General features: G+C 31.6%; 13 protein-coding genes and 2 tRNA genes. 9 read left to right on the forward strand and 6 right to left on the reverse strand.

What is annotated here, in order from left to right:
• Positions 1-24 precede the first annotated feature (24 nt).
• The 4 genes from HN587_01870 to HN587_01885 form a co-directional block, all read right to left on the reverse strand.
• Positions 25-774 (reverse strand): slipin family protein, encoded by a 750-nt coding sequence (locus tag HN587_01870; GenBank protein MBT7902580.1) that lies wholly within the window; start codon positions 772-774, stop codon positions 25-27.
• 47 nt (positions 775-821) lie between these two features.
• Entirely contained in the window at positions 822-1082 is a 261-nt protein-coding gene (locus HN587_01875) for a hypothetical protein (protein MBT7902581.1), read from the reverse strand.
• Between the two features lie 74 nt (positions 1083-1156).
• On the reverse strand, positions 1157-2383 hold the full coding sequence (locus HN587_01880; GenBank protein ID MBT7902582.1) for an MFS transporter: 1227 nt from the start codon (positions 2381-2383) through the stop codon (positions 1157-1159).
• 8 nt (positions 2384-2391) lie between these two features.
• On the reverse strand, positions 2392-2868 hold the full coding sequence (locus tag HN587_01885) for a hypothetical protein (GenBank protein MBT7902583.1): 477 nt from the start codon (positions 2866-2868) through the stop codon (positions 2392-2394).
• Positions 2869-3019: 151 nt separating this feature from the next.
• On the opposite strand from HN587_01885, the gene HN587_01890 reads away from it, so the two are divergent.
• Genes HN587_01890 through HN587_01900 form a run of 3 tightly spaced genes read left to right on the forward strand, consistent with a single transcriptional unit; the run spans position 3020 to position 10027 of the window.
• Positions 3020-5917, forward strand: a complete 2898-nt coding sequence (locus HN587_01890; protein ID MBT7902584.1) for a DUF4215 domain-containing protein — start codon at positions 3020-3022, stop codon at positions 5915-5917.
• A 48-nt stretch (positions 5918-5965) separates the two neighbouring features.
• Positions 5966-6571, forward strand: a complete 606-nt coding sequence (locus HN587_01895) for a hypothetical protein (protein ID MBT7902585.1) — start codon at positions 5966-5968, stop codon at positions 6569-6571.
• A gap of 30 nt (positions 6572-6601) precedes the next feature.
• A complete protein-coding gene (locus HN587_01900) occupies positions 6602-10027 on the forward strand; it encodes a C1 family peptidase (protein ID MBT7902586.1) in 3426 nt (1141 codons plus the stop codon).
• A 76-nt stretch (positions 10028-10103) separates the two neighbouring features.
• On the opposite strand, the gene HN587_01905 is transcribed toward HN587_01900, so the two are convergent.
• Positions 10104-12146, reverse strand: a complete 2043-nt coding sequence (locus HN587_01905) for a DEAD/DEAH box helicase (protein MBT7902587.1) — start codon at positions 12144-12146, stop codon at positions 10104-10106.
• A 178-nt stretch (positions 12147-12324) separates the two neighbouring features.
• Positions 12325-13887: a radical SAM protein gene (locus HN587_01910; protein ID MBT7902588.1), complete on the reverse strand. Its 1563-nt coding sequence runs from the start codon at positions 13885-13887 to the stop codon at positions 12325-12327.
• 456 nt (positions 13888-14343) lie between these two features.
• Between HN587_01910 and HN587_01915 the strand changes: the two genes are divergently transcribed.
• From HN587_01915 to HN587_01940, 6 genes are all read left to right on the forward strand, one after another.
• Positions 14344-14457: transfer RNA gene (locus HN587_01915), tRNA-Asp, on the forward strand.
• Positions 14458-14464: 7 nt separating this feature from the next.
• Positions 14465-14663, forward strand: a tRNA-Lys gene (locus tag HN587_01920).
• Positions 14664-14783: 120 nt separating this feature from the next.
• The gene (locus tag HN587_01925) at positions 14784-15020 is read left to right on the forward strand and encodes a DNA-directed RNA polymerase subunit H (protein ID MBT7902589.1); all 237 of its coding nucleotides are present in this window, start codon (positions 14784-14786) and stop codon (positions 15018-15020) included.
• A gap of 212 nt (positions 15021-15232) precedes the next feature.
• Positions 15233-16732: a DNA-directed RNA polymerase subunit B'' gene (locus tag HN587_01930; GenBank protein MBT7902590.1), complete on the forward strand. Its 1500-nt coding sequence runs from the start codon at positions 15233-15235 to the stop codon at positions 16730-16732.
• Between the two features lie 90 nt (positions 16733-16822).
• On the forward strand, positions 16823-18631 hold the full coding sequence (rpoB, locus tag HN587_01935; GenBank protein ID MBT7902591.1) for a DNA-directed RNA polymerase subunit B: 1809 nt from the start codon (positions 16823-16825) through the stop codon (positions 18629-18631).
• Between the two features lie 102 nt (positions 18632-18733).
• On the forward strand, positions 18734-21334 hold the full coding sequence (locus tag HN587_01940) for a DNA-directed RNA polymerase subunit A' (protein MBT7902592.1): 2601 nt from the start codon (positions 18734-18736) through the stop codon (positions 21332-21334).
• The last annotated feature ends 54 nt before the right edge of the window (positions 21335-21388 follow it).

The following is a 21388-nucleotide window of genomic DNA, read 5'->3' on the forward strand; positions in this document are numbered from 1 at the left end:
AAACTCTGATACAAACATAATATCTTACTTCTTTTTGGCAAATCCTTCAAAAGCTTTTAACACTTCAAGAGGTGTTGCGAAAACAATAGTATTACTTTTATCACTGGACATATCATTTATGCTTTGCAGCGTTCTTAAATGAAGTGCTCCTGGTGCTTTTGATAGAGTCATTGCAGCTTTAGCCATATTCTCAGAGGCTACTACCTCACCTTCTGCTTTAATAATAACAGCTCTTTTTTCTCTTTCAGCTTCAGCTTCTTTACCTAAAACTCTTTTCATATCTTCTGGAAGTTCAACATGTTTTAATTCAACACCTTCAACTTTTATACCCCAAGGATCTGTTGCTTTATCAACAATTATTTGAATCTTTTTAGAAATTTTATCTCTTTGACCTAATAAGTCATCTAAACTAACTTCTCCTACAACATCTCTCATTGTGGTTTGTGCTAATTGAGACACAGCATAATTATAATGTTCAACTTCTAAAATCGATTTGTTTGCTTCAGCAACTTTATAATAAAGAACTGCATTTACTTTAAGCGAAACATTATCTTTAGAAATTGCATCTTGATCAGGAACATCAATTGCTTTTGTTCGCATATCAACTCGTTCCCAAGTCATCAAAATTGGCAATACCAAACTTAATCCAGGCGTAATTAATCCCATATATTTTCCTAAGAAAAATCTAACTCCGCGTTCATATTCTTTAACAACTCTTAGACTTAATAACAAATATGCTCCAAGAACTATTCCAACAGTAAGTAAAACACTCATACATAACACCCCACGTTAATTAATTATTTTATTGATAAATTCATCAATTATTTTTTTTTATTTGCCATAAAATAAGAAACTGCAAAACCAATTCCAAGACCAATAAGAGTTCCTGCTGCAACTTGATTTGTCAAAAATCCAACACCAATTCCAATAAGCAATCCTGCAGGAATTAACATACCTGAAGAATATTTACCAGACATATTGCAAGTTTTATCATTTGAAGAACCTCTAACTTTTGAAGAAAGCTTAGCTTTTGAAGATTTTTTTAATGTTTTTGAAGATTTTTTACTAACTTTTTTTGCCATAAATATCACCCTAAAACTAATTTAAATAAAATAAATAATTGTTTTAACTTATTTAAATGTTGTTGTTCTTTTGATTATTTTGAATTATTATTTTTCATAACAAATGAGATCAATAATGTAAATACTAACAAAATCACTCCAGTTACTATATAGACTGGCTTTAGTCCGAATGCATCACTAAAAAAACCAAACGATATTGAAACAAATATAAGCCCGCATCTTGAAAACATACTTCCAACTGACAAAACTGTGGCCCGTTCTTTGGATTGCGTAATTTTATTTGTATAATCACCAAGAACTGGAAAAATAAACCCCCTCACTAATTCTCGCAATGCGAAAAATATAAACCCCCACCAAACAAAAAAAATACTTGAAAAAATTAGTGCAGCTACAAGAAATAATGGCATGATTAACAAAGATTTGAACACCCCGAGCTTTTCTTCAAGATAATGTGCTTTTAGTGATGCAAGTGCAGTAAAAATTGAAAATATTGCAAAAATTATGCCAAAAGAATTCAATGGAAGCGCAGTTTCTCTAAAGTATGGTTGATACATTAAAAAAATTGTGTTAGAAACACCCAGAACAATAAACGAATAAACAAATAAGCCTAATAACTTTTTGTTGTGTAAAGATTTTTTTACAATTGATAATAATTGTGAAAATTCTTTTTTAATTGTTAAAGAGCCAATTTTTGCTAATTTTGTTCGTGGAGGCTCAGTAAAAGAAAATGTTAAAAAAACCAAAAATATATGCCCAACTAACGTTAACAGAATCGTAATTTTTATTCCAAACATAACAATAATTGATCCAATCACACTTGAAAAAATAACTGCAATCTCACCAAAAAACTTTGCCTTACCGTCAATCTTTTTGTACTCTTTTTCCCTCTTTAACAAAAGTAAAGTATCATACAAAAATGCTGAATCCGCACCAGATGCAAACGAAATACAAATACCTAAAAAAATGTGAGAAACTATTAACATAGAAAAACCAGTTGCAAAATAAAGAAGCGCAATTGAGATTACTTGAAAAATTACTGAAATAATTAATGAATTCTTCCTACCAAACTTATCAGCAATATACCCAGAAGGAATTTCCATAATAAACAAGGTTACTGCCATAAAACTTTGTAAAATTGCAATTTTTCCTAATGACAAACCTAATTCCTGAAAATAATAAACAATAAAAGGCAAGAACAAAGCAAACATATCAATAAAATTAAATAAATAAAACTTCCAAATATTTGCAGTGAGGCGAGAATTTATTTGAGAATTTAGTTGGGACACTTTAACTGAACTCATTTTGCGTTTTAACCCAAAGGCAAATCATTTAAAATTTTAATATTGTATTTTTGAGAATAGTTTTCTGCAACTGCTGTAAATATATGATGTTTATCTCTAGTAATAATATTTGCACTCATTTGAAGTGCTTGAACAAATAAAACCGCATCACTAGGATCGGGAACACACTGCAAGATATGAGGATCAAAATTTGTTACAAAAGTTTTTTCGTTTTGTCTTTCTCCAGGAGAAACCGTACTTGGAGTTACATGAATTAATTCTTGCTTAAGAAAATTTCTAAACTGATGATTAAAAGTTCCGCCCAGCTTATGATGAAAATGCAGAAGTTCTTTTAGATTAAACTCAGACATTCCAACAACATTGTGAGTACAGAAATTAACTAACTTTTTTATTTTATTAGTCTTAAACATATACACCAGAAAACAAGTGTCAAGCAAATAATCAACTCGATTTGTTTTATGTAATAACTCAATAAGTTCTTTCATAATTTAACACGAGATTTTTAAAGTATATAAATTAAACTTTTTTATTAATTTAAATTAATTAATTTGATAATCAATTCAATCATTAATTTACTAATTAATTTACTAAATATTTCATAAAATTTATAAATGAAATTAGATTGGTTATGATAATATGACTGAAAAGAGGCGCGGATTAGTATTAGCAGTCATGCTACTTTCTATAATTATATTACTTTCAGCAGGAGTTTTTGCAGAAGGAACTTGTGAATTTCACGGACTATATTTTTATGATAAACCAACAGATTCTGAAGTTACTAGTATGAAATATATGTTAGTTAATACTGCAGGAACAGATATTACCCCTGCAACACTCATCCAAATTGATGAATTTCTCAAATACGCAGGAAAAGAAATTTATCTTTATTCCTCCGCAAGTATTGAAGGATCCAAATGGTACAATAAATTATTATCAGGAAGAAGATCAAAAGCAATTGCTAAATATATAGAAAAGATCGCACCTGGAACTAATGTTCATTATTCAGACACAACTTATTGGGGATGGAAAGAAAGAGGAGAAACAGATTATTGGGCTCCAATGTCCCCTGCAGAAATTGATTTTTATTCTAAAAAAAGACGAAAAAGTCTAAAAATTGCAGATGCAAAATTAATTCTTAATAGACGATTCATATTATCAGATCATGAGTTATTTGATCCTGCAACAGGATGGAACTCATTTAGTAAATCAACACCTAACACATTATATATTACAGGGTGTGCCGGATATAATCCTTGCGGTAATGAAAAACTAGATCCTGGAGAAGAATGTGATGATGGAAACTTAATTGATGGCGATGGATGTAATTCTAAATGCCAAAAAGAAAAACCTAAAGTTGAATGTGGAAATGGAATAATTGAAACAGGCGAAGAATGTGATGATGGCAATAAAGTTGGAGGAGATGGTTGTAGTGCTAAATGCACACTCGAATCTTGTCCTACTACTGCAATGTGCCTTCCAGCATCTGAATGTGATAAAAAAGATATTTTCCCAAATCCGGCCCAAGCACTATATAATAAATACTGCGAAAATACAAAAGAAGAAGGATATTTATGCTGCGCTAAAAATAATACTCCAATTTTAGCTGAATGTGGAAATGGAATACGAGAAGCAGGAGAAGACTGCGATGATGGAAACTTAGATGAATTTGATGGTTGTACAACCACATGTGTTTTTGGTTCTGGCTGTACTTGTCCATTCTTTAGCATACTAAGATTCTTTGGACTCGAAATTGCATCTCCTTGTGATAGTTTATTTTACAAAATACTGCTTTGTTGGTTACCATTTTTACTTTTATTATTTTTACCAGTTCCATTTTTTAGAAGAAGAATCAAATTTATGAATCGAAATTCATTAGTTCATGATGGCCCGCAAGACTGCCAGGAATTAAGAGAATTTTTAACAAATACAATTAAACTCAAAGAAGGAATTGCATTAAAAATAAAAGAAATCAATCAAAACATAGATAAATTATCCGCCGAATCATTAGCTGAATTCAAAAAAGGATTAAATGATTTAGCATTCTTATATGACTCAGACTCAGATGATTACAAAAACTTAGCAACATCAACAAAAGATTACGAACAAATTTTAGCACTATACTTAGATATAGTTCACATGTTACTAGCTCTTGAAGCAAAAGAAAATAGATTACTTGAAATTCTTAAAGAGATCGAGGAAGGAAAATGGGAACATTGCGGACTTGATCTTGAACGTAAAAAAGAAGTTATTGCAGAATTAAAACCAATAATTATGCGAGTCTTAGAAGAAACTCAATTAATTCTTAAAAAAATCCATAGAGAAACCGGAGAGATGGGACTATTTATTTCAGCAATACCTGCTCTAGTTGGCAAGAAAAATAGAGAATTTGGAGAAAAATCAATTGATCGCGAATTTGATGGAACAATAAGAAAACTATGGAAATACTGCAGCACACCTGTATTCTTAAGACATAATGGTAGACGAAGAATTATGCCTCATGAAAATCGAAATAACACCAATAAAGGAATACATGGTGATCCTGAACACGCTATTGCAAATCATAATCATTCATGGTTAAATCGAGCAATTGGCGGATTTGTAAAACCAGGAGAATTATTAGTTAAAACATATGATTCAGAAGGAAAAGATATTCGTGGAAAAACAATGAATTGGTGGCATCAAAAAATGCCCACTTCAACACATGAGCGAGAGTATAAATATTTGTATATCAAAAAACTAAGTGGAAAATTACACTCTGAAATAACAAATGGAAAAAAATTATTTGAAGACTTAACCGAAAATATCAAAAAAGGATCAAAACAAAACTCACTAATAGATAGACTCATCAAAAATATGGATAGAGTCAAAAAAGAAAAATATACTATAAAAGGAAGAGTAGTTATTGATAAAGAAGGATTACCTGAATTATTAAAAGATGAGAAAGGTAAAAAGTTATATGATCACACAGGATTTAGTTCACCTGCAAAAAAATTCAAAATAGGAGTTCTTGCTCAAAGAAACGGAGCAGTATTTTCAATACTCACAAAAGATATTGATCCTGCAAGAAGTGTTTTAGAACGAGAAGGTAAGTTTGATTTAACATTTTATGTTGACTGGGCACAAATAGAAAAAACAGTAGTGCTACAAACTGCAGAACCTAAACTTAAAGATTTTTATTTTAATAATTTTTCTAAAGGATTGGTTGTATTTGCAGAAGTACATGACACTAAGGAAAATAAAATTCATAAATTTTACCACATAGTTGATTTTTCAGATTCATTATTTGGTCGAGGCGGAGAAGGAACAAACGATCGAGATAATCCTCGAAGTGACAAATTACACAAAGGACTTGGATTTTCCGGAATACCAATCGAGTTTAACGCAACACATAAGATTGAGGAAAATGTAATAGTTCCTGTTTTTGCTCAAAAGAAAAAACCAATTCCACCACCACCAAAAAAAGAGTGGTATCCAAAGATTTTACATATTGATAAAAAAAATAAAAAACTCAAAGGAGAAGTAATAGAACCTTGAGTAAAATTTGCATTGATAATAATAATAATACAAAAATAGATGAATAAAATGGGATTATTAAACCGAGACAAAACCGCACTGCTTAAAGGACGCGTAATGGGATATCTAGACAAAAGATATACAACTCCAATACATCCTGCAGAGGTATATCTAAAAATTCATGTTAAAGATGAAGAACACCCTGACGGACGCCTATTTAATCCACTATTAGAATCAGATATGAATGCAATGAAAGAAGAATTTCCAGACCTATATGATATGGTAAGTAAACATTACAAAGCATTCAAACCCGCACCTGTAAAAAACCAACAAGGAGAGTTCATGATAAAAAATGTTCCAATTGGTTGGTGGTGTTATGTAGTAACTGCACGAGTAGAAGAAAAAGATTATGATTTATACGATCCTATGAGTAACAATGGTTTTGATGCACATGAAGAAATTAAAGGACCATTTTTAGAAGAAGTACAATCTGTTGAAGGAATAATAATTGCAGTTGAAGATGAATGGTCAAAAAAAGCTATGGCACCTCCAAAAACAGATGATCCAAAAACAGATCCAAAAACAGTTCCAGGTGGAATGCCTGAAGAATCAGAATTATTAAAACGACTAAAGAAAAAAAAAGGAGAAAGAGAACTCCCTCCTGAAAAAAAATAAAAATTTAAACAATAAAAAAATAAATACAAAATGGATTTATCTAAAGGATTTTCAGGAATTAGAAGTCAAGGAAATTTAGGTAGTTGCGCATCTTTTGCAGCAACAGCAATAATTGAATATGTGATTAACAGAAGTGAAGGAATCAATAGCTCAAGAATATCTCCTCTTTTTGTTTATTGGCATGCAAACTATATGACTCCCTGCGGATTACACTCACCTTACATAAAATGCGTCCCTCATGGAGCTTTTGCAAGTGAGATTAAAACCACACTAGAAAATGAGGGAAGTTGTGATGAAAACTTATGGTATTATCCTAAAAGAGACTCAGACTTAATAGACCGTCCACAACCAACCCCTTACGCACACCACTTAACAGGCAAATTTGCAGTTAGACCAAATTCTCAAACCACTAATATCCTTCAAGAAGCGACAAAAACTTATAAAAAATATATTAAATCAATTAAATACGGCTCAAGAAATATTAACCGTTGGCCTTCAGAATTAAAAAAAGGAAATCCCTTATGGATCGGCATAGGTGTTGATTCTCAATTCTTAAATTGTAATTACAATACAAAAATATTAAATCACAACCCAGTAGGATTGGGCGGGCATGGACATGCGATAGTTGTTGTAGGTTATGATTCGGAATACGTGCCAGATCCAATAAACAACCCAGGACAAAAATATGAAGCTTTTAAAATAAGAAATAGTTGGGATCATACTTGGGGTAATAATGGATATGTTTGGATTACTAAAACAACTTTAGAAAAATATTTTAAAAAATATTTTAGTAAACATGCAGGAGGTCCTTTGATTTTTAATCCTAAAAAAACATATAAACCAATTCCAGGACCGAGTCCGCCACAACCAATACCAATTCCACCAAAACCTGCACCAGTTCCACCAAGTAAACGAAAGTATACAAAACGATGGTGGTTGTTTAAGGATGATTCAGAATATAATTTAGCAGTTACTAATAATTGGAGTCCAACAGAACTCACTAACAGAGGCATAGGCGAATCTCTTGATTCCGGCGAAGTAGAAGTTAATGGCAATGTAAGTTTTGAAGACGCTGCATTAAAAGATCTCATAAAAGGAAAAGTAATTGGACTTGGTGCATGCTTAAATTCTGATAAGACATTTTGGAAATGGGACCGACATGAAATTACTGAGAAAGATGATCCTCCAAAACCAATACCTAAACCAGATCCAAAACCCGTCCCGCCTAAACCCACTCCTAAGCCCAAACCAAAACCTATTCCTGAACCAAAACCCACTCCAGAACCTCAACCAGTTCCACCAGAACCTGAACCAAAACCCACTCCAGAACCTGAACCAAAACCCACTCCAGAACCTGAGCCAGAACCAAAACCAGTTCCCCCAGAACCAGACAAAGAGATCAAATGTAAGGTTAGTGGAAGAGTTGTACTAGAAGGACCTGACAGACGTCCAAAACTTTCTCAATACTCAGGAAAAAGAATGTATAATAGTCGACATGCAGATTTTCCAAAACATAGAAGATATGATGTAGGAGTAATTGCGCAAATAAAAGGACAATTACAAGTTCTTGCAAGACAAGAAATAAGTCATAGAGCATTTAACGAAAAAGGACGATTTGAAATTGAATTTAATTTAAAACCTGAAGATCTCGAACCAATAACAAAATTGCCAATAGAAGGAGTTGATTTAAGTAATCAACCTGCAGGAATAGTCATATACGCATATGATCCTGTAGAAGATCAAAAATATTTCCACATAGCAAATATTGCCACAACACCTCTTGGACGTGGAGGAGAAGCAGTAATGGGAATTAAACAACGAGAAAATCCTCGAAGTGATACCCTACATCCCGAAATTAATTTCTCAGGAAGACCAATTGTATTTAATAAAGATCACACTTTTGAAAAACATGTAATAGTTCCATTTTTTAGTTGGAACAAAATGGATGTTAAACTTACTGGACGACTAGTACTTGACACTCCTCAAAATGGAGATAAATATAAAACTAAAACTGGAGAACAAATTTATGCGGATAAAAATATTGAAGTTTATCAAGGTCCAGTTACCCTCGGAGTTATAGGTCAAATCAAAGGAAAAATTAAGAGATTTGGCGAAGTTAAAACTGAACTTGTTGATGGAAAATTTGAACTTAATATTCCAAACATGGAACTTTTAGACCTCGAACCATTAACACGTTTAAGAAAAGATCCAAATATGAAATGGGTTGATTTTGAACATGACACTAATGGACTTGTAGTTTACGCAAAAATTAATGATCCGACTGAAAAAGGTGATGATAAAACATTTTATCACGTAGCAGACTTTGAACATTCATTACTCGGACGAGGTGGAGAAGGAATTTCAAATGGAACGAATCCTCGATCTGACTTACTAAAAAAATCACTCAAATACTCAGGAAGACCAATACATTTCTACCATAAATACAATCATGAAAAAAATATTATAATTCCCGTTCATTTCAAAAAAGCAAAAACTGAAGGAGATAGCGAAACTTCCGGCGATTACCTAAAACTGTTGCAAAGATTTGCACGTATCCGAGAAGAAGGCCCAACACCTCAAAGAATTGCAGAAGTGGATGCATCAATTTCAAAATCAATGCAAGATATTGCCTGGGACCAAATAACTGCTACAAACTGGAATAAAATGATCAATGTATTTTTGTATGGATCAGAAGAACCAAGTACCAACCAAAAATCAATTTTTGATAAAAGTAAAGAATTTAGAATTAATGTTTCCAATTGTCACTCATTACAACAAAATCAGACTGACTTCTTAAACACAGTTATTGAATTTGCTAAACTTGTTGCATGGAAAAAAGGAATTTCTGCAGACAAATTAGATGAAATGCAAGATCCAAATACACATGAATTTTATGAAGCACTATGGGACTCCGAACACGGATCTGAAATGATTGACGAACGGGATCAAGAAAAAGCATATGATTATTTTTTCAATGATGTAATAGCAAAACTTAGTCAAATTAAAAACATTTCAGATGTAACTTCTCAAAAAGAAATATGGCTAGCATACTTTAGCGCAGAACTTTGTTTGAATACACTCACAAAAAAACATTTGAAAAATTTAGTTAATTTACAAGAAGTGTTAAAATTTTATGAAAAACAATTTGGCGATAAAATTCATAAAGATGGTTCATTGTATAAATGGTTATGGAATATATTAACAAATTATTTTAATGGTCATGGCCATGCGCTCGTCGATAGAAGTGCACACGTACACTATCAAGAAGCAGAAAAAGAATTACTAAATACGATTACTAAAGGAAATAGTTTATTTAAAATGCACAAACGATTTGAAAGTTCAACCATTGAACAAATTAAAAAAGTCCAGGCACTTGATCAAGCAATAAAACATCCAGAAGTAATTCCAACAATGCCCTCAATTGCTGCAAATAGTAATACTCAAAGAGCTGCATAGCAAAATAACCAACATATTAATTCTATGACCCAATTTTTAATAAGTATAAATTCAAAAATAGCTTGACACAGATTATTTAGAAAACATGAATTCCATCCAAACAATTCTTAATTAAACTTTTAGAATCATAAATGACATTCTTTAACTCAGAATTTTCTGATGCTCTCTCAATTTGTTCAAGACGATCAAGAACTTGCATGAAAATTCGTATAATATCACCTTCAGGAAGATTAGAATACTGAAGTAATTCAACAAACCGTTTTCCCAAAAAACAAGGATAAATTAACGCAGTTAGATTTTCTAAATTTTTATGCCATTTTTCTTTCTTAAAAAAAGGATGATTATAAAATGCAGATTCAATTTTTACCAATTCTTTTGTGCGAAATGTTTTGTAAAATTTAGTGTCCCTTTTCTCCTCAAAAAGCAATGCAGCAATTATAAGAATTGCAGTATAAGGAGTAAACGTTATTGGAAACTCTGCTTCAAAAATTTGAGAAATTTCAATTTCATTTGCAAAAATATAAGATGCGAACTTACCAAGTTTTGTCAATCGCATAGTAGGTTTTGCGAGTTTAAGTTTAGATTTTTTAGAACCTTCCAACTGAATCATTTCATCATCTGAAAGATTGTGAGCAATCTCAACATAACCCATATTCATAAGTTTTTTAACAATGCTATTATATCTTGCTTTAATAGAAATATTAACAGACCTTGCATCTTTGCCTTTAAGTTCTTGAAACGTAAAAAAATTCATTCTAAGAATTTTATTAATTTCATCATTTGAGTGAAGATCAATCATATTCAACACAGTGTTAATTGAAAGTTTAAATTGAGATTTAATTGGGAGCAAATCTTTTTTTGTGAATGAATCAATTTTTCTAAAATCAGCATTGGGCCTATAAACCATAGAAACAGATAATCCTTCTTTATCAATTCCACGTCGTCCTGCCCTTCCAGATATTTGGAAAAATTCTTTTGAAGTTAAAAATCTAAACCCAGTTCCAGTATATTTTCTTAACGAATCCATGCAAATACATTTTGCAGGCATATTAATTCCAACAGCAAACGTTTCTGTTGCAAATAAAACTTTAATTAATCCTTTAGTAAATAATGATTCTACAATATGTTTAATTTCTGGAAGGAGTCCTGCATGATGAAATGCAACCCCATTTGAAAGAGAATTTCTTAACTCTTTAGTTGATCTTAATGAATGCAGATCTTTATTCAATTTATTAAAAAAATCACTAATAAGCGAGAGCATTTCCTTTTTTTCAGACCTATTCAAAAAATCATTTTTTTTGCAAATCTCAAATGCATATTCTTGAGTTTTAGCACGAGAAAAAACAAAATAAATACAAGGAAACAACCCTAACGGTTTAAGATCCAATATTAAATCTTGATACTTGGGAGGAGGAATTCTTCGCCTGTGCATAAAATTTGGCGATCTTGAGTGCTGTCTTTTATGAATAGAATTATAATCAGGATATTTATCTTCCTCTGCTTTTTCTTTAATTTTATCAAGAGTAGTAATTCCTAAATCCACATCAAAAAAACGAATTTTTAATGGAACTGACCGAATATCATGCATGATAACTGCAACTTGATGCTCTTTAATTTTTCCAACCCAATCTGCAAATTCTTGCGCATTAGGAATTGTTGCTGAAAGAAAAAGAAACCTAACTTGTGTTGATGAGAAAATAATTGATTCTTCCCAAACATAGCCCCTTTCTTCATCATTAATATAATGAATTTCATCCATAATACAATAAGAAACATTTTGAAGTACAGGATCATTAATTATTGCCATATTACGATAAACTTCGGCAGTCATAATCAAAATTTGAGCTTGAGGATTAATAACAATATCGCCAGTAATCAAACCAATTTTATCTTCACCATATTGTTGAGTAAAATCTTTAAATTTTTGATTAGATAATGCTTTTATTGGCGCAGTATAAATAACTCTTTTTGTCCCTTTAAGTTCTCGGTCGATAATATAGTCAGCAATTAATGTTTTTCCAGATCCAGTCGGAGCAGAAACTACTACAGACAGATTTTTTTTAACAGACTCTGCCGCATCTTCTTGAAACTTATCTAATGTAAAACCATGAAACTCCATACTCTCAATAATAGAAGTGCAAGGTTATAAAGGTTATGCAAAAGATTTGCGAAAGATGTGTAAACTATATAACCCAAACGAGTGCAAAATATGCAAAGAATAGGTAAAATTAATTAAAAAAATAATAAGAACTATTACAACGAAATAAAGTTTTGAGCAGAATTATTTTTAAAAACATTTAATCAAAAAACATAATTTGTTCTTTAAAAAAATTAAAAATTTTTGGAAGTTTATTTAAATTATTAATTGATTTACGATAATTATCTTTCATTTCTTTTGCACGCTGCGAGGTCATACAATCAGAATTTTTAACAACTTCAGGATTTATTTCAAAAGATATTTTATCGTCAAGCAAAGTTCTTGGAGTTTCAATTATTTTTCCAATACTAAATTCTTTTGGATCATTATAAACTTTACTTCCTTGTTGAAGTCCAAATAAACTTGTTGAAATTAGATCAATATTATTTGAATTTTTTTCTAAAAACGAAATTGTATCTTTAAACTCAGACTCAGTTTCAGTTGGAAACCCGAACATAATAAAAACAACATTTTTGATTTTAACTTTTTTACTTTCCAACAATACTTGCTCTGCAATTTCAGTTGTAATTCCTTTTTTCATCAAGTTAAGAATTCTTTGATTTCCAGATTCAATACCCCAACAAACACACCGCAAACCAGATTCATATAATTTTGGCAGAATCGGAATAAGTTCTTTTGTTGGTTTTAATTGACAAGACCAAAAAACATTCAACGGAGTTAACATCTCTGCTAATTCTATTAACCTTGACGGTGAAATCATATCATCAATAAAAAAGAAATATTTTTGTTTAGATTTCTCAATTGTTTTTTTTATTCTATCTAACTTGAATTCAAAATAACATTCATCCTTGTAATGAGTACAAAAAGCACATTGCCTGTAATAACAAGTGCTGCAAGTTTTTAGTGGAATAATTAAATGTTTTGACAAATAATCTTTAGAATCATAATCTGAATAATCTGAAACAGTTTCACAATTTAAATTGTTACAATCACAACTATCATTCGCAGCAGTATCTCCACCACCACGATCAGCATCAACCCCTTGTTCATCAAGACCAATTTTAGTCAAGTTCAATTCAGCAAGATTAATTTTTTTTACTAGTTTTAATAATTCAACTTCATTTGAAAGATACGGAGCTATTTTTTTAAGATTTTGATTAACTGATGGTCCTCCCACAATACAAGGAATATTTAATTGATTCAATTTGTTGATTAGTGCTGTTGCGTAAAAACATTGACTACTATAAACAATGCTGAATGCAACTAAATCGGGTTTTTCTTTTAATATAAGATCCAATAGTTGCTCAAAAAACTCAGGAGATTTAGAGTTTGCCTCAACTTCGCAATTTTTTCCATTATCACCATCATCACGCTCATCAGCAACACCAATTTCAGCCCCCAAATCCACCTTAGAAAGTGAAAGATTTGTTCTAATTAACTTATTATTATCAGAATAGACTTTTGTTGAATCTTTATAAAAATCCGAAAGAACAGTGGAATAATCCCCATCATTTTGCACAGTTTTAATCTTAAAATAATATTTAATAAATTTAAATCTGTGAAATTTAGCGTTTAAATCAATGCATTTAACCTCATTTTTGGCAGTATCAATATTATCAGTAACAAAACTCTTCAAATAAGATATAGAATATGGTACGATTCCAGGGGTTCCAAATGGAGGATATATTAACAATAATTTCATGATATTCACCAAATAGTTATTATGTCATTTTTATTAAGATTGGTTTATTAAACGTGATTTATTAATAGCAGTTTATTAAGATATATTAATTTACAGTATTTATTGAATTATTGATATATTTGTCGAAATTAATCCAAATTATATCCTAATTTAACAAAAATATGCTGTAAATACCAAAAATTACCCGATAATTAACAAAAAAAAACATGAAAATTACCTAAAATAATGAAAAAATATGCAAAAAAATCAAATTAATGCCCAATTTAATCAAAAAAAGTGCATATTTATAAGATTATTTTTATATTATTTAAAAAAGTAATGCTAAAAAAACAAACGTTTAAAAAGGGGTAAAAAATTTAGCCAATACTATGAATAAACCTTTCTACAGCAAACAGAGATCATAAAGAGACAAATTTAGATAGTAGAAAGATTTATGTCCTGCAATGCGGGAAAAAAGCCCTGGTAGTGTAGCTCGGCCTATCATGAAGCCCTGTCGAGGCTTCGACTCGGGTTCAAAAAGTTTAACACCAATATTTCGGGGTTAACAACATGAAAATCCCGGCCAGGGCGTTTATACAGGCCGGTAGCTCAGCCTGGAGCGAGACAAAACAACTTTACAGTTGAATTCCTTGTCTTTCGGGCAATAGAGCACTCGACTTTTAACATAAAATCGCTGAAAGGCGATGATATGATCGAAATCGAGTGGTCGCGGGTTCAAAATAGGTTTTTACAAAAATTTTGTAAAAATTTTGATGAAAGTCCCGTCCGGCCTACCAATTTTTTCCGCATAAATATTTTATTTTTTATCGCTAAAAATTATTTATTTCATTTTATTATAAATTTTACATTTGCAAATATTTTAAAAAAAACCATAAAATTTTTCGGGGGATCCAAATATGGCCAAAAAGGAAGCACCTAAACACGTTTTAATTCCTAAACACAAGAAGTTATCGGAAAAAGAAAAAAAAGAACTTCTTGCAAAGTACAACATTACTGTTAAAGAACTACCTTCTATAACTTCAAAAGATCCAGCAATAAGAAACATGGATCTAGAGACTGGAGATGTTGTAAAAATTGAAAGAAGCAGCATCACTGCAGGAAATACTGTATATTATAGAAGCATCATTGATTAGATAGTTAGCTATCGGAGATGTTAGTTATTATTTATTTTAAAATTAAATTTATTATGGGTTATTTTAACCAATCTCCATATTAAATTAACTCACTCAACAAATCACACACAACACCCACATATCAAGCTCAAAAACGAATATTTATGATCAATCATACTTGATTAAAATCATAAAATAACTCAAAATAAAAAAAATAAACAGGCTTAAAAAAAATGGCTCAAAAGAAAGACGATAAAAAAACAATTCTTCTAAAAAAGTACTTTGAGGAACACAGCCTCACAGACTCAAATGTAGCATCATTCAACAATTTTATTGATCAAGAACTACAAAAAATTGTAGATGCTAACAAAATTATCGAACCTACAATAATCCCCCACAATGTAGAGGAATTTAAAATTAAATTCGATAAAATTTGGGTAACTAAACCAGAAATTACTGAAGCTGATGGAAGTAAACGAAAAGTATATCCTGTAGAATGTAGACTAAGAAAAATTAGTTACAGCGCACCAATATATATGGAAGTAAGCGCACACATCAATGGAGTACAAAGAGAAAGTTTTGTAACACAAATTGGACAATTACCAATCATGCTTAAATCAAAATATTGCCATTTAAGCAAAGCTAGTCCTGAAGAACTCATAGACAAAGGCGAAGATCCAGACGACCATGGAGGATACTTCATAGTAAATGGAACTGAAAAAGTAATCATCGGAGTTGAAGACTTAGCATCAAATCGATTAATGATTGAAAAACAAAAAATCGGAGTTAGTGCATATGTTGGAAAAATATTTTCAGAAGGACCTTCATTTAAAATTCCACACACAATTGAAAAACTTAAAGACGGAATTTTCTACTTAACATTTACTCGAGTTAAAAGAATTCCTTTAATTGTAATTATAAAAGCATTAGGACTTACAAAAGATGAAGACATAATGACATTCGTAAGTAAAGATAAAAACTTTGACAGCTTATTAGTAAATTTATACGAATTCGTCGACATAAAAACAGAAGATGATGCACTTGATTATATTGCAAAGAAAACAGGTATTACTCAAGCAAAAGATATTAGAATAGAAAGAATGAGAGAAATTCTTGACAAATACTTACTATCACACATAGGAGTTACTGCAAGAGATAGAATACCAAAATCCTACAATATTTGTAAATTGTTGAAAAAATTTATTTTAACAACTGAAGGTGACATCGGACTAGATGATAAAGATCATTATTCAAACAAAAGACTAAAACTTGCAGGAGATTTACTTGCAGATTTATTTACTGTAAATTTAAAAGTTTTAGTTAATGATTTGTTGTATAATTTTCAACGAATCGTAAAACGAGGAAAATTCCCTTCAATTAAAGTAATAATTAGAGACAAACTATTAACACAAAGAATCTATAGTTCAATGGCAACCGGTTCATGGGTTGGTGGAAGAAAAGGAATTAGTCAGAGAATTCAAAGACACAATTTCCTTGATGCAACATCTCACTTACAAAGAGTTGTATCACCATTATCCGCATCACAAGAAAATTTCGCAGCAAGAGAATTACACGCAACACACTGCGGAAGATTATGTGCTATGGAGACTCCGGAAGGTACAAACATTGGTCTTAGAAAAAATCTAGCATTATTATCCAAAGTATCACTAGCAGTTCCTGAAGAAGAAATGATTAAAGCGTTAAAAGGAATGGGCTTGAAAACTATGTCATAAATTAGTTTGACTGATTTAACTTACTAATTTACTGAACATAAAATTGATGAAAATATAATTGTTAAAAAATTATTGTAATCCCGAGGTATAATCAAAATGGCAGAAGTATTCGTAAACAACAAATTTGTTGGAGAAATTGAAGAACCTGAAAAATTCGTTGGCAGAATTATAGAAGAAAGACGAAAAGGAAATCTTCACGATGGAATAAATGTAAACTACATCCCTGATCTAAAAACTGTTTTTGTTGAAGGAACAAAAGGAAGAATTAGACGACCTTTAATTGTAGTTAAAGAAGGAAAAAGTGCATTTACAGACAAACACGCTCAACAATTAAAAAAAGGAGAAATAAACTGGGAAGATTTAAACAAACAAGGCGTAATCGAATACCTCGACGCTATGGAAGAAGAAAATTCTTTAGTTGCTTTCTTTGAAGAAGACTTAACACCCGATCACACTCATTTGGAAATACATCCAATAAGCATTATGGGAATTGCAACCGCACTTGTACCATACAGTAATTACTCACCAGGACCAAGGGTACTTATCGGAGGAAAAAATCAAAAACAAGGCCTCGGATTATACGCTGCAAATTTTCCTGTAAGAGTAGACATGGATGTAAACATTCTACAAACACCACAAAAACCAATGGTTGATACATTAATGTATGATCTTTCTGCATATGATAAACATCCTCAAGGACAGAATATTGTAGTTGCAGTAATGAGTTATAAAGGATATAACATGGAAGACGCAGTAATTATTAACAAAGGAAGTGTTGAACGTGGATTTGGACGATCAACATATTTTAGACCATGCATTGCAGAAGAACTAAGATATGCAGGCGGATTAACAGATGAAATTTGTTTACCTGATAAAGATATCAAAGGATTTAGATCTGAGCATGATTACCGATACTTAGAAGATGATGGAATTATTTATCCTGAAGCTTCAGTTGGAGAAGGAGATGTAATTATTGGAAAAACTTCCCCTCCAAGATTCTTAAGTTCAATGGATGAATATAATCTAGCACTTGATAAAAGACGAGAAAGTAGTGTTGCACTTCAACATGGAGAAATTGGAGTTGTAGATTTTGTTCTAATTACTGAAAATGGAGAAGGAAATAAACTAATCCAATCAAGACTGCGAGAACAAAGACTTCCAGAAATTGGAGATAAATTTACTTCAAGACATGGACAGAAAGGAATTGTAGGGATACTTTTACCTTCAACAGATATGCCATTTAGTGCATCTGGAATTGTTCCTGATTTAATATTCAGTCCAAAAGGAATTCCATCAAGGATGACAATTTCACATTTAATAGAACTTGTTGGCGCAAAAGCAGGAGCATTAAACGGAAGATACGTCGATGGAACTACATTTGTTGCAGAAAAAGAAGAAGACTTACGGTCTGAATTATTATCATTAGGATTTAAAGAAGACGGAACTGAAACATTATATGATGGAGAAAACGGCGAACAAATCCAAGCAAAAATATTCATTGGAAACATGTACTACTTAAGATTAAGACACATGGTTGCAAACAAACTTCACTCACGAGCACGAGGACCTGTACAGTTATTAACTCGTCAACCAACTGAAGGACGAGCAAAAGAAGGTGGTCTTCGACTAGGAGAGATGGAGAAGGATACATTTGTTGCGCATGGAGCAAGTTTATTGTTAAAAGAGAGATTTGATGCAGACAAAACAATACTACCAGTATGCGAAGAATGTGGAATGCTTGCAGTATATAATGTATACAAAAACAAATGCTACTGTCCAATTTGTGGAGAAAATGTAGAAATTAATGCAATTGAATTATCATATGCATTTAAACTATTACTCGACGAATTCAAAAGTTTAGGAATCTACCCAAAACTAATCCTTGACAATAAATATTAGAATTGTTTAGGTTTAAAATTATTATTTTTAAAAATTTTTATTAAATTTCAATTAATATTTAATGAAATCCAAAAAAAATAAAATTCAAGAAGGTTACTCAAAATGATTGATGAAACAGGCTTACCACAGCACCCGCACAAAAAAGTAAAAAGCATAGTTTTCGGAATAATGAGTCCAAAACTAATTAAGCAAATGGCTTCGGCTAAAGTTGTTACACCTGAGCTTTACGATAAAGAAGGATATCCAGTAGACGGAGGTCTTATGGATACACGATTAGGAGTAATTGATCCAGGACTTAGATGTAGAACTTGCGGTGCAAAATTAAAAGAATGTCCAGGACACTTTGGATATATTGAAATGGCAAGACCAGTAATTCACATTAATTATGTAGGTTTAATTTTAACAATCATCAAATGCAGTTGTAAAGAATGTGGTAAATTACTAATTCCAAACAACCAAAGAGAAAAGATTTTAGAAAAAATTGAAAACTTTGATGCATTCGAAAGTTTAGAATCAAGAAGAAAATTTATCACAGAAAATGTTAAATCACTAAAAACAATCAATAAATGTCCTCACTGTAAATCAAGACAACAAAAAATCACTCTTGAAAAACCATCAACATTCCTTGAGGCAGATAAAAGAATTTCACCTATTGAAATTCGAACAAGACTTGAAAAATTAAGTGAAGACGATGTTAATTTTTTAGGATTTAATGCAAAACAAATGAGACCTGAATGGCTTATTTTAACAGTACTGCCAATTCCGCCTGTAACTATGAGACCTAGTATTACTCTTGAATCAGGAGAGCGAAGTGAAGATGATATCACACACAAAATGGGAGATATTGTAAGAATCAATCAACGTCTTTTTGAAAATATTAATGCAGGAGCACCAGAAATTATTATTGAAGATTTATGGGACTTACTCCAATATCACGTTACAACATTCTTCAACAATGAAGTACCACAGTTACCACCAGCAAGACATCGAAGTGGACAACCACTAAAAACAATTGCTGAGCGAATCAAAAGTAAAGAAGGAAGAATTAGACACAATCTTGCAGGAAAGAGAACTAACTTTAGTGCGCGTACTGTAATTAGTCCAGATCCAATGATCGAACTAAATGAAGTAGGAGTTCCTATGATTGTTGCAACTAAATTAACAGTTCCTGAAAGAATGACTGAATGGAACTCTGCATACTTAAAAAAATTCATTGAAAATGGAGCAAAAAAGTATCCAGGAGCAAACTACGTAGTAAGACCTGATGGAAAGAAAAAGAAAATTACAGATGACATGAAAGAAGCAATTTTAGAAGAAATTCAACCAGGATACATGGTAGAGCGACACTTAATGGATGGCGATATTGCAATTTTTAACCGACAACCAAGTTTGCATCGAATGAGTATGATGTGTCATCGAGTAAGAGTTTTACCTGGAAGAACATTTAGGTTAAATCCAACTGTTTGTAATCCATACAATGCGGACTTCGACGGAGATGAGATGAACTTACACATCCCACAAACTGAAGAAGCACGAGCAGAAGCACAAACTCTGATGCAAGTACAAACACAATTAATCTCACCAGGATTTGGACTGAGCGTAATTGGATGTATTCAAGATGCAGTATCAGGAAATTATGTTCTAACAAAACTAGTTAAAGCAATTCCAAGAAAAAAAGCAGTTGACATTTTAATGAAAGTAGGAATTGAAGATTACTCAAGATTACCAAAAAAAGAGATCATTACAGGAAATGAATTATTCAGCATGTTACTTCCTGAAGGATTAACTTATTATGGAAAAACTATGAGTAAAGATGAAATTGAAATTGTTGATGGACAACTCAAAAAAGGATACATGGACAGACTAAGTCTTGGAGAAGCAAAAGGATTATTGTTAAGACACATACACAAAAAGTATGGTGATGCTTACACTGCAGGACTAATTGCAAGAATCCAAAAACTTGGAATTTTCACTTTAAAATACACCGGGTTTACAACTTCTATTGCAGATACAGACTTACCAAAAATTGCTCAAGAAAAAATAGAAGAAATCCTAACTGATTCATATACTGATGTAGATAAACTAATTGAATCATTCAATAAAGAAGAACTCGAAACTTTCCCTGGAAAATCCATGCAAGAAACTTTAGAATTAAAAATTCTTGAGCGACTAAATAAAGCAAGGAATGAAACAGGAAAAATTGTAGACGAATACAGCACCAAAGAAACAGGAACAATAATGATGTCACGAAGTGGTGCAAGAGGAAAACCTCTAAACTTAGCTCAAATGGCGGCATGTGTAGGTCAGCAAGCTATGAGAGGAGGTCGAATTATTAAAGGCTACAAGGGAAGAACCCTAAGTTGTTTTAAACGAGGAGACTTAACACCTTCCGCTAGAGGATTTATTAGACGCGGATTCAAACAAGGATTAAAACCACACGAGTTTTTCTTCATGGGAATGACTGGACGAGACAGTCTGATGGATACAGCTCTTCGTACACCAAAATCAGGATACCTATATAGAAGACTTGCAAACGCGATGCAAGATATAAAAGTAGACTATGATAATACTGTAAGAAATGCAAGTCATAAAATCATCCAATTCAAATATGGAGAAGATGGAATTGATGTTTGTAAATCAGTTGGTGGAAAACTAGACATTAAAGGAGTAATCTCTGAAGTTATACATGCAAAAAAAGCATAAACTTAATGTTAAATCTTTTACTCATAATTAACAATTATAATAAGAAAATATAAA

The organism is Candidatus Woesearchaeota archaeon (assembly GCA_018675335.1).
In the GTDB taxonomy this organism is placed as follows: Archaea; Nanobdellota; Nanobdellia; order Woesearchaeales; family UBA11576; genus JABJCP01.